The sequence below is a fragment of the Streptomyces sp. NPDC014764 genome, assembly GCF_043082785.1.
GTDB classification, from domain to species: Bacteria; Actinomycetota; Actinomycetes; order Streptomycetales; family Streptomycetaceae; genus Streptomyces; species Streptomyces althioticus.
Genome location: NZ_JBIBXY010000018.1, coordinates 76,023 through 89,717, shown reverse-complemented (window position 1 = coordinate 89,717; position 13,695 = coordinate 76,023). Strand labels below are relative to the sequence as shown.

Annotated in this window: 11 protein-coding genes; 2 read left to right on the top strand and 9 right to left on the bottom strand. The window is 73.6% G+C overall.

Features of this window, described 5'->3' with window-relative positions:
* Positions 1–52 precede the first annotated feature (52 nt).
* The 4 genes from ACF1AG_RS29445 to ACF1AG_RS29430 form a co-directional block, all read right to left on the bottom strand.
* Positions 53–1,345, bottom strand: coding sequence for a M14 family metallocarboxypeptidase (locus ACF1AG_RS29445; RefSeq protein WP_391810663.1), 1,293 nt, complete (start codon positions 1,343–1,345; stop codon positions 53–55).
* Positions 1,342–3,300 (bottom strand): Xaa-Pro dipeptidyl-peptidase, encoded by a 1,959-nt coding sequence (locus tag ACF1AG_RS29440; protein WP_359602759.1) that lies wholly within the window; start codon positions 3,298–3,300, stop codon positions 1,342–1,344. Before ACF1AG_RS29440 ends, ACF1AG_RS29445 begins: the two co-directional genes overlap by 4 nt.
* Positions 3,301–3,371: 71 nt before the next feature.
* On the bottom strand, positions 3,372–3,848 hold the full coding sequence (locus ACF1AG_RS29435) for a macro domain-containing protein (protein WP_391810662.1): 477 nt from the start codon (positions 3,846–3,848) through the stop codon (positions 3,372–3,374).
* A 43-nt stretch (positions 3,849–3,891) separates the two neighbouring features.
* On the bottom strand, positions 3,892–5,331 hold the full coding sequence (locus tag ACF1AG_RS29430) for an amino acid permease (protein WP_391810661.1): 1,440 nt from the start codon (positions 5,329–5,331) through the stop codon (positions 3,892–3,894).
* A 230-nt stretch (positions 5,332–5,561) separates the two neighbouring features.
* Here ACF1AG_RS29430 and ACF1AG_RS29425 point away from each other — a divergent pair, with 230 nt between their 5' ends.
* Positions 5,562–6,278 (top strand): MerR family transcriptional regulator, encoded by a 717-nt coding sequence (locus tag ACF1AG_RS29425; protein WP_391810660.1) that lies wholly within the window; start codon positions 5,562–5,564, stop codon positions 6,276–6,278.
* A 31-nt stretch (positions 6,279–6,309) separates the two neighbouring features.
* On the opposite strand, the gene ACF1AG_RS29420 is transcribed toward ACF1AG_RS29425, so the two are convergent.
* The 4 genes from ACF1AG_RS29420 to ACF1AG_RS29405 all read right to left on the bottom strand — a co-directional run bounded on the left by ACF1AG_RS29420 (position 6,310) and on the right by ACF1AG_RS29405 (position 11,875).
* Positions 6,310–8,490 (bottom strand): 3-hydroxyacyl-CoA dehydrogenase NAD-binding domain-containing protein, encoded by a 2,181-nt coding sequence (locus tag ACF1AG_RS29420; RefSeq protein WP_391810659.1) that lies wholly within the window; start codon positions 8,488–8,490, stop codon positions 6,310–6,312.
* Positions 8,491–8,524: 34 nt separating this feature from the next.
* Complete coding sequence (locus tag ACF1AG_RS29415; protein WP_359607641.1) at positions 8,525–9,739, bottom strand: acetyl-CoA C-acetyltransferase; 1,215 nt, start codon at positions 9,737–9,739, stop codon at positions 8,525–8,527.
* Positions 9,736–10,896: a CaiB/BaiF CoA-transferase family protein gene (locus ACF1AG_RS29410; protein ID WP_359607643.1), complete on the bottom strand. Its 1,161-nt coding sequence runs from the start codon at positions 10,894–10,896 to the stop codon at positions 9,736–9,738. Before ACF1AG_RS29410 ends, ACF1AG_RS29415 begins: the two co-directional genes overlap by 4 nt.
* 577 nt (positions 10,897–11,473) lie before the next feature.
* A complete protein-coding gene (locus ACF1AG_RS29405) occupies positions 11,474–11,875 on the bottom strand; it encodes an MmcQ/YjbR family DNA-binding protein (RefSeq protein WP_359607645.1) in 402 nt (133 codons plus the stop codon).
* A gap of 90 nt (positions 11,876–11,965) precedes the next feature.
* Between ACF1AG_RS29405 and ACF1AG_RS29400 the strand changes: the two genes are divergently transcribed.
* Complete coding sequence (locus ACF1AG_RS29400; protein ID WP_359607647.1) at positions 11,966–13,144, top strand: saccharopine dehydrogenase NADP-binding domain-containing protein; 1,179 nt, start codon at positions 11,966–11,968, stop codon at positions 13,142–13,144.
* 403 nt (positions 13,145–13,547) lie between these two features.
* On the opposite strand, the gene mmpA is transcribed toward ACF1AG_RS29400, so the two are convergent.
* A complete protein-coding gene (gene mmpA / locus ACF1AG_RS29395; protein ID WP_387797493.1) occupies positions 13,548–13,685 on the bottom strand; it encodes a morphogenic membrane protein MmpA in 138 nt (45 codons plus the stop codon).
* Positions 13,686–13,695: the final 10 nt, after the last annotated feature.

Sequence of the window (13,695 nt, the reverse complement as noted above, 5' to 3'; positions counted from 1 at the left end):
CGGAGAGCCCTCCTCCCGATAGGCCCTTACCACCGATGGCGCAAAATTCACCTCACCGACAGGACGTGATCGCCTCGCCTTCGGTCAGGTGGTACGCCGCCCGGCCGTCCAGGAGCAGCGGGACGAGCGCCCGCAACGACTGCCGCAGCGGTACGAGGACACCGTCGCCGCGTTTCTGGACGCGTACGCCGTGCAGGGCCAGCTCGTCGCCCACGTCCGCGTACTGACCTGCGGTGAGGCGGTATCCGCAGGGCGGGTCGGCGAGCACCTGGCCGGGGTCGGGCGTCTCGTTGTCGGCGCCGCCGAGGTAGACCGGGCCGCGGTCCGCGTGACCGGCGGCGCGGGCCCGGGCGGTGACCGCCTCGACCGTCCCGCGCTGCTCCGAGGAGAAACGGATCAGGCCGTTCAGCGCGGCGAGATGGGAGTCGACCCTGCGCCGGTTGTTGAGCGCCTCGTCGGCCTCCTCCTCGTCGGTGAGCGGGTCGACGCGGCTTTCGATGAGCAGGCCGACGGCGTGCTTGACGCCGGACAGGTTGCGCAGGATGCGTTCGTGGCCGTCGCCGGCGGTCTGCCGGATCGGGTCGCCGGTGGCGGGGTCGGTCCAGATGCCGTAGGTGCCGGTGGAGTATCCGGCGGCGCCGGCGGCGGGCCGGACGTGGTCCTGGGACAGCGACCGGGCGGTGGCGTGGACGGCGGGGTCGGTGTTGAGGTTGCGCGGCCACAGGTCGAACAGGTCCTTGTCGTAGTACGGCGGGGTGGCGCCGTACTCGTGCAGGTCGTAGATCACGTCGGGCCGCTCGTCGCGGATCACGGCGGCCAGCGCGCGGCCCTCGGCGGTCTTCAGGGCGACGTGGTCGCGGTTGATGTCGACGCCCTCGCTGTTGCCCCGGGTGTCGGCGGCCCGCCCGTCGGGGTTGGCGTTGGGGACGACGAGCACCGTGGTGCGGTCCAGGAAACGCTTCGTCCTCCGGTCCTCGGCGTACGCCAGGTCGCGGACGGTGGTGAGGCACGCCTCCCGGCCGGAGGGTTCGTCGCCGTGCTGACTGCACACCAGGAGGACCTTGTTGGGGGTCCGTTCGGCGCCGATGCGGACGAGCCGCAGCGGGCGCTGCTGGGCGGTGGTGCCGATGCGGGTGACGTGGACGCGGCCGCTCGCGCGGTCGACGGTTTCCAGGAGGCGCTGTTCCTCGGGCTGGGTGGTCCAGCGGGCGCCGTGGCTGAGTTCGAAGCCGGTGCGCGGCGGGGCGGCGCTGTGGTGCGCCGCCCCGGCGGCGGGGGCGGTGACGAGGGTGGCGGTGAGGCCGGTGAGGGCGGCGGCGGTGAGGAGCGTGGCGCGTCGTTTCATCGGGTCTCCCCCGGGACTCGGTGGGCCGTGGCGGCGGGCGGACGGACGCCGTCCGGTGCGGTGCGCGGGGCCGTGATCGGGGGTCCGGAGGTGGCGCGGGCGAACGCGGCGGCGCCGCCGGCGAACGGGACCCGGGCCGAGGTGCGGGCCAGGTCGAGGGTGAGCGTCGGGGTGTCGGCCGGCGGGTCGATCAGGCCGCGGTCGGTGCCGGCGACGATCAGCGCGAGGCGGTGGCCGCGGGGGACGACGTGATCGGTGGCGGCCAGGTCGAGGGCGACGGTGTAGCGCTTGCCGGGGACGAGGGGTTCACCCCGGCCGGTGCCTGCGTGTTCGCCGAGGTCGGCCCAGCCGCGGCTGACGACGGTGTGGCCCACGTCGGCGGTCTTCGCGCGGGTCTCCCGGTAGCAGGAGCTGTCGCCCTCGGTGCTCGGTCCCCAGCACGTGCTCCCGGGCAGGGTGTCGATGCCTTCCCCGGCGTCGGCGTAGTCGCGGATCGTGTCGGGGCCGAGGTCGACCAGGACGGCGGAGAGATGGGCCGTCGGGGTGCTGGGTGTGACGGTGACGGTCACTCGGGAGGATCCGGCGAGGCGCAGGTCGCGGGTGAGCGGCCGGGTGACGAAGCCCGCCTTCTCCGGGGTGGGGGTGTCGATCCGGGCCGCCCAGTCGGTCTCGTCCAGCGCGGGGTCGTCGGTGAAGGAGGCGGTGCCCCGGCCGGGGCGCAGGCCGAGCGTGCCGACGCCGTCCTGGGCGCCGTGTGCGGGGCGCAGGGTGACGGTGCGGGTGCCGCGCGGGGGCCAGGCGGTGGAGGTGACCCACTCGTCGGGCGCGCGCTCGATGTCGGCGACCGGTTCGCGGTCGATGCCGTTGTCGATGCCCTTGAGTTCGTGGTCGAACCAGCGGTGCAGGGTGCGCACCCACTCGGCGCGGCGGAAGTCGAAGGGGTCGACGTGGCCGGTCTGCGACAGCCAGATCTTGCGCCGCACACCGTTCTTGCCGAGGGCGTCCCACCAGGGGCCGACGTGCTGCATGCGGACGTTGAGGTCCTGCATGCCGTGCACCAGGAAGACGCTGGCGCGGACCTTCTTCGCGGCGCGGACGTAGTCGCGTTCGGTCCACAGCGGGGTGCGGTCGCCGGTGCGCGGGGCGCCGTCGGTGAGCTTCCGGGCGACCTCCGTGCAGTTCTCGCGGGCCTCGGGTGTCTGCACGTAGCGGGCGAGCCAGTCGGGGCCGGAGTCGTAGAGCGGGGCGCCCTGGGAGAAGTAGTAGTCGTACCAGGTGGAGATGGCGGCGATGGGGACGATGGTCTTCAGTCCCTCGACGCCGGTGGCGGCCACGCCGTTGGCGATGGTGCCGTCCCAGCTCTTGCCGATCATGCCGGTGCTGCCGTCGGTCCAGTCGGCGCGGACCCGCTCGCCGCCGGTGCGGCTGGAGTACGCCTTCGCCCGGCCGTTCAGCCAGTCGACGACCGCCTTGGCCGACCGGATGTCGGAGCGGCCGCCGACGTCGACGCAGCCGTCGGAGCGGCTGGTGCCGGCGAGGTCGACGCCGACCACGGCGTAACCCCGTGGCACGAACCAGTTGTCGTAGAACAGCGGCATCCGCACGATGTCGCCGTCTCCGTCGTAGGTCTTGGTCTGGCTCTCGTTGCCCCGCCCGCAGCAGGAGTAGTACGGGCTGGCGTCCATGATGACGGGGACCTTGCGGCCCTTCCGGTCGGCCTCGCGGGGCCGGACGATGTCGACGGCTACCCGGTCTGTGCGTCCGTCGCGGTCCTCGTCGAGGCCTGTGTCCACCCAGACGGCCTCGCGGATCGCGTCGGCGTAGGAGTGGACGGGGCGGCTCTCCCGGGGAGCGGCGGCGTCCGCCGCGGCGGGGGTGAGCAGGGTGGCCGTCAGGGCGGCGGTGGCCGCCGTCGCGAGCGTTCTCCAGGTCGTGGGGCGCGTGCGTATCGGCATGCGCCGGACGGTACCCCGGTGAACTCCGGTGCAGAAGAGGGCGTTTGACGGCGCGTGGGCCCGAGGGGGTGTCAGTCGTGGTCGTACACCGTGACCGTTACCCCCCGCTCGACCAGCCGTTCCTCGACGAGCGGCTCGACGCGGGACCACCTGCCTCCGGCCAGACCGCAGCCGATGCGCGGCATGTGGACCGACGCGCCGAGCTCCAGCGCGTGCCCGGCGAGGCGGTCCAGGGCCGTGTCGACGGCCTCGTAACGGACCGGGACGCCCTTGCTGCCGGTACGGACGCCTCGCTGGCCGATCATGTTGGCCACCCACACGTACCGCTCGGCCTGGACGAGCTGGACCGCGCCCAGGCCGAAGTCGTTCGCGGCGCGGCCGCGGTGCCAGGCGCGGTACGCCGCCTCCGGCTCGGGCCAGCGGCGGGACAGGGCGAGGACGAAGCCCTTGCCCCACCCGCCGATGTCGTTGCAGACGTGGGCGATGACCTTGACGCCCTTCACCGGAGGAGCGGTGGCGTCACCCCGTACGTACCTGATCTCGGCCATGACGGCACCGTACCGGCGGCCACCGACAACGGCCGCCGGTGATTCACCGGCCGGCGCCGGCCTTGCGGCGGACGCCGCCGCACCAGCCGGCGACCAGGGCCACCGCGATGACCGGGACGAGCAGCAGCGTCTTGCGGCCCACCTCCGGGTCGTTCCACATGAGGACGATCACCGACGCAAGGAAGGCGATGGTGACGATCTCGGTGACCGGGCTGCCGGGCAGCCGGAACGAGGGCCGGGTGAGCAGACCCGCGCGGGCACGGCGGACGAACACCAGGTGACAGATCATGATGATCACCCAGGTGCTGATGATGCCGAGCGAGGCGACGTTCAGCACGATCTCGAACGCCTGCGCCGGCACGAGGAAGTTGAGGCCGACGCCGAGCACGCACACCGCGCAGGTCAGCAGGATGCCGCCGTAGGGCACCTGGCTGCGGTTCATGCGGGCGGTGAACGCGGGCGCGGAGCCCGCCGACGCCATGGAGCGCAGGATGCGGCCGGTGGAGTACAGGCCGGAGTTCAGCGAAGACATGGCGGCCGTGAGGACCACCAGGTTCATCACGTCACCGGCGGCCGGGACGCCGATCTTCGACAGCACGGTGACGAAGGGACTCTCCCCCGCCGAGTACATCGAGCCCGGCAGCAGGAGCGCCAGCAGGGCGACGGAGCCGACGTAGAAGAGGCCGACGCGCCACATGATCGAGTTCACCGCTCGCGGGACGACCTTCTCCGGCTCGGCGGTCTCGCCCGCGGCGACGCCGACGAGTTCCAGGGCCGCGTAGGCGAAGATCACGCCCTGCATCACCAGGACGACCGGCAGCACACCGTGCGGGAGGACGCCCCCGTGGTCGGTGATCATGCTCAGGCCGGGCGTGCCGCCGCCCACCTCGTGCCGGGTGGCGAGCAGGAAGACGCCGACCAGCATGAAGGCGACGAGGGTGGCGACCTTGACGATCGCGAACCAGAACTCCATCTCGCCGAAGATCTTCACCGAGATCAGGTTCACGGCCAGCACCACCGCGAGGGCGATCAGCGCCAGCACCCATTGCGGGATGTCGGTGAACGCGCTCCAGTAGTGCGTGTAGAGCGCGATCGCGGTGATGTCGGCGATACCGGTGGTCGACCAGTTCAGGAAGTACATCCAGCCGGCGACGTAGGCGCCCTTCTCGCCGAGGAACTCGCGCGCGTACGACACGAAGGAGCCCGAGGACGGGCGGTACAGGACCAGCTCGCCGAGGGCGCGGACCACGAAGAAGGCGAAGACGCCGCAGACCAGGTAGGCCAGCGCCAGGGCGGGGCCCGCGTCGCGCAGGCGTCCTCCCGCGCCCAGGAACAGGCCGGTGCCGATCGCGCCGCCGATGGCGATCATGTTGACGTGGCGGGCCTTGAGGTCCTTGCTGTAACCGGCGTCGCCCGCGTCGGCGGGCGATCCGGCCGCGGTGGGTGGTGCGGCCGTTGCCGTGGTGACGGCGTCCTTGCTCACGCGTGGTTCCACTCTCTGGTGCGCCCGGGCGGATCGCGCCCGGTTGTCCGAACTGCTTTCGGCCTGCGCGCTGTGATCACGGCACGGACCGACGGGGCACCTTTCCTGATGTGCGGGTGCGCATGCGATGGTCTGCGTCACACCGTGGACCTCCTCACACGCCGCCGCCCGCGCGGCTTGACTGACAGCAGAGATGTCACAGCGGCGGTGGGACAGCGATACTGCTGCACATGACGACCGAGACCGAGGCCCTGACGATCGACGAACTGGCGGCCCGGGCCGGGGTCACCGTGCGCACGGTCCGCTTCTACGGCACCAAGGGCCTGCTGCCGCCCCCGGTGCTCGGTCCCCGGCGGGTCGGCCGCTACGGCAGGGAGCACCTGGCGCGCCTCGAGCTGATCGAGGAGCTGCAGAGCCGGGGCATGACCCTGGCCGCGATCGAACGCTATCTGGCGCAGCTGCCGCCTGACCTGAGCGTGCGGGACCTGGCCCTGCAGCGGGCGGTGGTCGCGTCCTGGGCGCCGGGCACGGTGGAGACGGTGTCCCGCGCGGAGCTGGAGCGCAGGGCGGGGCGCGCGCTGGGCGAGGAGGAGCTGAAGCGGCTGGCGGCGATGGACGTCGTGGAGCGGACCGGCGATGCGGGGGCCGCCCCGGAGGAGGAGCGCTTCCGGGTGGACGCCGGGCTGCTGCGGCTCGGGGTGGAGCTGCTGGACGTGCCGCTGTCGCACGAGTCGGTGCTGGCCGCCCGCGCGGTGCTCACCGAGCACTCCCGCGCGGCGGCCCAGGAGTTGTCGCGGCTGCTGCGCGACGCGGTGGCGGACGGGGACGCGCGCGACCGGCGGACCCTGTCGGCGCGGATGCATCCGCTGGTGGTGCAGGCGCTGCTCACCACCTTCCAGCGGTCGCTGAAGGAGGAGCTGCGGGAGTGGCTCGACGAGGACGGCTGAGCCGCCGCCCGTCGAGCCACCGCCGCGGGGTTCAGCGGGCGTCGGTGAAGACCTCGCCCTTCTCCGCCTTCTCCACCAGCAGGGCGGGCGGGGTAAACCGCTCGCCGTAGCGCTCTGCCAGCTCGCGGGCGCGGGCGACGAAGCCGGGCAGGCCACCCTCGTAGCCGTTGATGTACTGCAGGACGCCGCCGGTCCAGCCGGGGAAGCCGATGCCGAGGATGGAGCCGATGTTGGCGTCGGCGACGGAGGTCAGGACGCCCTCCTCCAGCAGCCGGACGGTGTCCAGCGCCTCCGAGAACAGCATCCGCTCCTGCATGTCGCGGAACGGGACGGTGTGCCCCGGCTTGGTGAAGTGCTCGCGCAGCCCCGGCCACAGCAGGCCGCGCCTGCCCGTCTCGTCGTAGTCGTAGAAGCCGGCGCCGCCGGAGCGGCCGGTGCGGCCGAACTCGTCGACCATGCGGTCCACGACCGCCTCGGCCGGGTGCGGGGTCCAGGCGCCGCCGGCCTCCTCGACGGCCCGCTGGGTCTCGCGGCGGATCTTGCGCGGGAGGGTGAGGGTGAGCTCGTCCATCAGGGAGAGCACCTTCGCCGGGTAGCCCGCCTGGGCCGCCGCCTGCTCGACCGACGCGGGCTCGACGCCCTCGCCGACCATCGCCACGCCCTCGTTGATGAAGTGGCCGATGACCCGGGAGGTGAAGAAGCCGCGGGAGTCGTTCACCACGATCGGGGTCTTGTTGATCTGGCGGACCAGGTCGAAGGCGCGGGCGAGCGCCTCCTCGCCGGTGCGCCGCCCCTTGATGATCTCGACGAGCGGCATCTTGTCGACGGGCGAGAAGAAGTGCAGTCCGATGAAGTCCTCCTGCCGCTCGACGCCGTCGGCGAGCGCGGTGATGGGCAGGGTGGAGGTGTTGGAGCAGAGCAGCGCGTCGGGTGCGACGACGTTCTGCACCTCCTGGAAGACCTTGTGCTTGAGGGAGGTGTCCTCGAAGACGGCCTCGATCACCGCGTCGCAGCCGGCGAGGTCGGACACCTCGGCGGTGGGCGTGATCCGCGCGAGGAGCGCGTCGGCCTTGTCCTGGCTGGTGCGGCCGCGCGAGACGGCCTTGGCGCACAGCTTCTCGGAGTAGGCCTTGCCCTTGAGCGCGGATTCGAGGGTGACGTCCTTGAGGACGACGTCGATGCCGGCGCGGGCGCAGGAGTAGGCGATGCCGGCGCCCATCATCCCGGCGCCGAGGACGGCGACCTTGGTGACCTTGTGGGCGGGAACGTCCTTCGGGCGTCCGGCACCGGAGTTGACGGCCTGGAGGTCGAAGAAGAACGCCTGGATCATGTTCTTCGAGGTCTGTCCGGCGGCCAGCTCCACGAAGTAGCGCGCCTCGATGACCTGGGCGGTCTCGAAGTCGACCTGGGCGCCCTCGACGGCGGCGGCCATGATGTTGCGCGGGGCCGGGTAGGGGGCGCCGCCGGTCTGCTTGCGCAGGCTCGCCGGGAAGGCGGGCAGGTTGGCGGCGAACTTGGGGTGCGACGGGGTGCCGCCGGGGATGCGGTAGCCGGGGCGGTCCCAGGGCTGCGCCGACTCGGGGTGGGCGTCGATGAAGGCGCGGGCCTTGGCGAGCATCTCCTCGCGGGTCTCGGCGACCTCGTCGACCAGGCCGTTCTCCAGGGCGCGGCGCGGGTTGTACTGGGTGCCCTGGAGGAGCACCTTCAGCAGCGCGTCGGTGATGCCGAGCAGACGCACGGTGCGGACGACGCCGCCGCCTCCGGGCAGCAGGCCCAGGGTGACCTCGGGGCAGCCGATCTTGGAGCCGGGGGCGTCCAGGGCGATGCGGTGGTGGCAGGCGAGGGCGATCTCGTAACCGCCGCCGAGAGCCGCGCCGTTGATGGCGGCGACGACCGGCTTGCCGAGGGTCTCCATGCGGCGCAGCTGGCGCTTGAAGGCCAGTCCGCCGTCGAACAGGTCCTGGGCGGTGTCGGGGGTGACGCGGATCAGGTCGCGCAGGTCGCCGCCGGCGAAGAAGGTCTTCTTGGCGGAGGTGAGGATGACGCCGCGGATGGAGTCCTTCTCCGCCTCCAGACGGTCGGTGATCGCGGCGAAGGACTCGCGGAACGCCTTGTTGACGGTGTTCGCGGACTGGTCGGGGTCGTCGAGGACGAGGGTGACGACGCCGGTGTCGTCCTGCTCCCAGCGGATGGTGGTGGACTCGCTGCTCATGAGGGTGTGCTCCAGGTGATCCGTCGGGAGGGGGTCAGATGCGCTCGACGATGGTGGCGATGCCCATGCCGCCGCCCACGCAGAGCGTGGCGAGCCCGTAGCGCTTGTCCTGGCGCTCCAGTTCGTCGACGAGGGTGCCGAGGATCATCGCGCCGGTGGCACCGAGCGGGTGGCCCAGGGCGATGGCGCCGCCGTTGACGTTGACCTTGTCCAGCGACAGGCCCATGTCCTTCACGAAGCGGAGCACGACGGCGGCGAACGCCTCGTTGATCTCCACGAGGTCGATGTCGTCGACGGTCAGTCCGGCCTTGGCGAGCGCCTTGCGGGTGGCGGGCGCGGGGCCGGTGAGCATGATGGTCGGCTCGGAGCCGGAGACGGCGGCGGAGACGATGCGGGCGCGCGGGGTGAGGCCGTAGCGCTCGCCGACCTCCTTGGAGCCGATCGCGACGAGGGCGGCGCCGTCGACGATGCCGGAGGAGTTGCCCGCGTGGTGGACGTGGTCGATCTTCTCGACCCAGTGGTACTCCTGGAGCGCGACGGCGTCGAAGCCGCCCAGCTCGCCGATGTCCGCGAAGGACGGCTTGAGCTTGCCGAGGGAGTCGGCGGTGGTGCCGGGGCGCATGTGCTCGTCGTGGTCGAGGACGACGAGGCCGCTGCGGTCCTTCACCGGGACGACGGACCGCTCGAAGCGGTTCTCCTTCCAGGCGTTGGCGGCGCGCTCCTGGGAGAGGGCGGCGTACTCGTCGACGTCTCGGCGGGAGAAGCCCTCGATGGTGGCGATGAGGTCGGCGCCGATGCCCTGCGGCACGAAGTTGACGTCGAGGTTGGTCATCGGGTCGTTGAACCAGGCGCCGCCGTCCGAGGCCATCGGCACGCGGGACATGGACTCCACGCCGCCCGCCAGGACCAGGTCCTCCCAGCCCGAACGGACCTTCATCGCGGCCATGTTGACGGCTTCGAGTCCGGAGGCGCAGAAGCGGTTCTCCTGGACGCCGGCCACCGTGTCGGGCAGGCCCGCGGCGATGGCGGCGATCCGGGCGATGTCGGAGCCCTGGTCGCCGACCGGGCCGACGACGCCGAGCACGATGTCGTCGACGGCGGCCGGGTCGAGTCCCGGGAACCGGGCGCGGATCTCGTGGATCAGCCCGACGACCAGGTCGATGGGCTTGGTGCCGTGCAGGGCGCCGTTCGCCTTGCCGCGCCCGCGCGGGGTGCGGATCGCGTCGTACACATACGCTTCGGTGCTCACGAGGAGGCCTTTCGCTGAGGGTTCGGGGGCGGGGACACCAGGCCGGGTACGTCCCAGTCGCGGGCCACGTCCTCGGTGTCGGCGCCCGGCCGGGCGGGCCCGGTGCGGACGGTGGCGGGCGTCGCGGAGAACCGCGGCGCCGGGGCGGGCTGGGTGATGCCCGCGTGGTCGGTGAAGGTGGTGCGGGCGGCGAGGTGCGGGTGGTGCGGCGCCTCCCGCAGCGACAGCACCGGCGCCACGCACGCGTCGGTGCCCTCGAAGACGGCCGTCCAGGCGTCGCGGGGGCGGGAGGCGAACCGCTCGGCGACCCGGGCGCGCAGCTCGGGCCAGCGGGAGACGTCGGCGTGCGCCCCTTCGAGGCCGGGGAGGTCCAGCAGGCGCAGGAACTCGGCGTAGAAGCGCGGCTCCAGGGCGCCGACGGCCATGTGCCCGCCGTCGGAGGTCTCGTAGGTGCCGTAGTAGGGGCAGCCGCCGTCGAGGAGGTTCGCCCCGCGGCGGTCCTGCCAGGCGCCGGCGGCGAGCATGCCGTGGATCATCGACGTGAGATGGGCGGTGCCGTCGACGATGGCGGCGTCGACGACCTGTCCGGTGCCGGTGGCGCGGGCGTGGTGGAGGGCGGCGAGGACGCCCACGACCAGGTAGAGGGAGCCGCCGGCGTAGTCGCCGAGGAGGTTGGCGGGGGCGACCGGGGGCCTGCCGGGCTCGCCGGTCATGCCGAGGGCGCCGGTGACGGCGATGTAGCCGATGTCGTGTCCGGCGCGGTCGGCGAGGGGGCCTTCCTGTCCCCAGCCGGTCATCCGGCCGTAGACCAGGCGCGGGTTGCGGGCCCGGCAGTCCTCGGGGCCGACACCGAGGCGCTCGGCGACGCCGGGGCGGTAGCCCTCGATCAGGATGTCGGCGCGCCCGGCGAGGTCCAGGACGTGCTGCACGCCGTCGGACGTCTTGAGGTCGACGACCACCGAGCGCTTGTTGCGGTTGGTGATGTCGCGGGCGGGGTCGATACCGAGTCCGGGGCCGCCGGGGCGGTCGACGCGTACGACGTCGGCGCCCAGGTCGGCGAGAAGCATGGCCGCGAACGGGCCGGGGCCGATGCCGGCCAGCTCGACCACGCGCACGCCGCTGAGCGGGCCGTGGTCCGGCGCCGTCGCCTCCGTCATCGAGCCCCCATCGGCTGTGACACTTCTGGTGTAACACTTGCGATGTTAGGAACACCGCGCACCCGGCACAAGGGCGGGCGAGCAAGCGCTTGGCCACAGTAGCGGGGGCGGTCGGCGGGGCGGTCCGCGGCACGGACGCCGGGCCGACGGCCGACCGCGGCCGGGGGGTCACCTCCGCACCGGCGTCCCGACAGGTCTGCGAGCCGGAAAACGGCCTTGACCCGGCCGGGGGACGGCCGGCCGACCGCGGGGTCGGCCGCGGCAAGGACGCCGAGCCGACGGCCGACCGCGACCGGGGTCTCGCCCCCGCACCGGCGTCCCGCCCGGTCTGCGAGCCGGAAAACGGCCTTGACCCGGCCGGGGGACGGCCCTGCGCCGGCCAGGGTGCATCCATCGCACCGGGCGCGGCCTCCTGCGGGCCGGTCACCGAGGCGTTCGAGCCACCACCGCGGGCGTCCGGCTTCGCCGCCCCCGCGTCCGGCCGCTCGCCGGGCGCGCCCTTCTCCGCCGCCCGGGCGCCCCGCTGCTCGCCGGGCGCGGCCTCCCGCGGGCCGGTCACGGCCGCGGTCGGGCCGTCTCAGCGGGCCGCCCGCTCGGCCGCCCGCGCGTCCAGCTCGGCCGCCCGGCGTCTGGCGGCGACCGTGCGGTAGCTCTCCTCGACCCAGTCGCGGAGCAGCTCCGCCGCCGGGGCGCCCGCGGGTTCCAGCGGGACCCGCACCCAGCCGGCCTTGCCGAGGCCGTACCCGGCGGGCTCGGCACCCGGGCAGGCGAGCGCGTGGGCGTGCGCCGTCTCGTCCGTCAGCTTCACGGTGACCCCGAGCGGGTGACTCCCGTCGGCGGCGCCGAGGAAGACGAACACCTTCCGGTCGACCTTGGCGACCGTGTCGCCCCATGGATGCTCCTCGACCGCGCCCGGCAGGCTCAGGGCCCACTCGCGCACTTTCTCCCACTTCCGCAGGGCGTTCCGTGGCACGGCCATCGCTTACCTCCGGGCTCGTCGTCGGGCTCCGCACCCCTCACGCTAGCCTCGGCCACCGACAGCGGCGCGGCTGCACGACCAAGGGGTGTCATGAGCAGGCTGAGCAGGACGGACCGTCCGTACGACATCGTGCTCTTCGGAGCGACCGGTTTCGCCGGGACGCTGACCGCGGAGTACCTGGCCGCCCACGCGCCGGAGGGACTGCGCTGGGCGGTCGCGGGCCGCAGCGAGCGGAAACTTGAGCAACTGCGCGAGCGGCTGCCCGACGGCGAGAAGGTGGGTGCGCTGCGGGCGGACGTGTCCGAGCCGGCCACGCTGCGCGCCCTCGCCGAACAGGCGCGGGTGGTCGCCACCACGGTGGGCCCTTACGTGGAGTACGGCGAGGAACTCGTCGCCGCCTGCGCGGACACCGGCACGGACTACGCCGACCTGACCGGTGAGCCGGAGTTCGTGGACCTGATGTACGTCCGTCATGACGCCCGCGCGCGGGAGACGGGGGCGCGGCTGGTGCACGCCTGCGGCTTCGACTCGGTGCCGCACGACCTGGGCGCGTACTTCACGGTGCGGCAGCTGCCGGAGGACGTGCCGTTGACGGTCGACGGGTACGTCACCGCCGACGCGGCCTTCTCGGGCGGCACCTTCGCCTCGGCGCTGAACCAGTTCGGCCGGCCGGGCGCGCTGCGGGCCGCCGCACGGGACCGCCGGCGCCACGAGCCCCGGCTGGTGGGCCGCCGCGCCTCCGCCCCGACGGGCGCCCCGCGTTACGCGCCGGAGGTGGACGCCTGGGCGCTGCCCCTGCCGACGATCGACGGCCGGATCGTGCGCCGCTCGGCGAAGGCGCTGCCCCGCTACGGCCCGGACTTCCGCTACCGCCACTACGCCGCGGTGCGCAGCTTGCCGATGGCCCTCGGCGGGGTGGCCGCGGTCGGCGCGCTGGTCGCTGCGGCCCAGGTCCCGCCGCTGCGCCGCGCCCTGTCCGCCCGCCTCGAGCCCGGCGAGGGACCGAGCCCCGAGAAGCGGGCGCGCAGCTGGTTCACGGTCCGCTTCGTCGGCGAGGGCGGCGGCCGCCGGGTCTGCACGGAGGTCTCGGGCGGCGACCCCGGCTACGACGAGACGGCGAAGATGCTCGCCGAGAGCGCGCTGAGCCTGGCCCTCGACGACCTGCCCCCGACGTCGGGCCAGGTCACGACGGCGGCGGCGATGGGCGACGCCCTGATCGACCGCCTCCAGAAGGCGGGGATCCGGTTCCGGGTGGCGGCGGTGCGGTGAGGAGTGTTTCGCGGCGGACGCGCCCTCGCCGGGGCGCGGCCTGCGGGAGGTGGGCGTGAGGTGTCGCGGCCGGCGGGTCGGTTCAGGGCTGCGGGCGGCTCGGACCGACCGCCCGGCTCAGGGCCGCGGGCGGATCGCGCAGGCGGGGTGACACTCCGCAGGTGTACGCGGCTGTATGCGGCGGCTGCGGCCGTCGGGCCGGCCGAGGGCGTGCGAGCGGGTCACACAACGGGCGGGCCGGTCAGGCGGCGGGCGGGCGGGCGCTCCGCCGGAGCCGGGGTGCGGTACCCGGCGGAGCACCCGCCCGCCCCTCGGCAGCGCGCTCGACGGCCGAAGCGGCGCGTCGAGGCTGGTTGTGCGGGCGTCGCGCCACGGCGCGGGCACCCGCGCGGCGCACGCCCGGTCAGAGCCGCCAGGTGATCAGCGTGTAGACCATCCCCGCGAGCCACCCCGCGCCCGCCAGGACCCCGAGGGTGAGGCCGAGTGTGACGGCTCGGCCGGTGGGGCGGGCGGGGGCGCGGGTGGAGTGGTGTGTCGGCATGGCGAACACC

Excerpts from the sequence above, each read along its gene's own strand:
- ACF1AG_RS29445 (WP_391810663.1), bottom strand. The coding sequence starts at position 1,345 with ATGAAACGACGCGCCACGCTCCTCACCGCCGCCGCCCTCACCGGCCTC.
- ACF1AG_RS29405 (WP_359607645.1), bottom strand. The coding sequence starts at position 11,875 with ATGGCCGTGCCACGGAACGCCCTGCGGAAGTGGGAGAAAGTGCGCGAG.
- ACF1AG_RS29435 (WP_391810662.1), bottom strand. The coding sequence starts at position 3,848 with ATGGCCGAGATCAGGTACGTACGGGGTGACGCCACCGCTCCTCCGGTG.
- ACF1AG_RS29425 (WP_391810660.1), top strand. The coding sequence starts at position 5,562 with ATGACGACCGAGACCGAGGCCCTGACGATCGACGAACTGGCGGCCCGG.
- mmpA (WP_387797493.1), bottom strand. The coding sequence starts at position 13,685 with ATGCCGACACACCACTCCACCCGCGCCCCCGCCCGCCCCACCGGCCGA.
- ACF1AG_RS29400 (WP_359607647.1), top strand. The coding sequence starts at position 11,966 with ATGAGCAGGCTGAGCAGGACGGACCGTCCGTACGACATCGTGCTCTTC.
- ACF1AG_RS29420 (WP_391810659.1), bottom strand. The coding sequence starts at position 8,490 with ATGAGCAGCGAGTCCACCACCATCCGCTGGGAGCAGGACGACACCGGC.
- ACF1AG_RS29410 (WP_359607643.1), bottom strand. The coding sequence starts at position 10,896 with ATGACGGAGGCGACGGCGCCGGACCACGGCCCGCTCAGCGGCGTGCGC.
- ACF1AG_RS29440 (WP_359602759.1), bottom strand. The coding sequence starts at position 3,300 with ATGCCGATACGCACGCGCCCCACGACCTGGAGAACGCTCGCGACGGCG.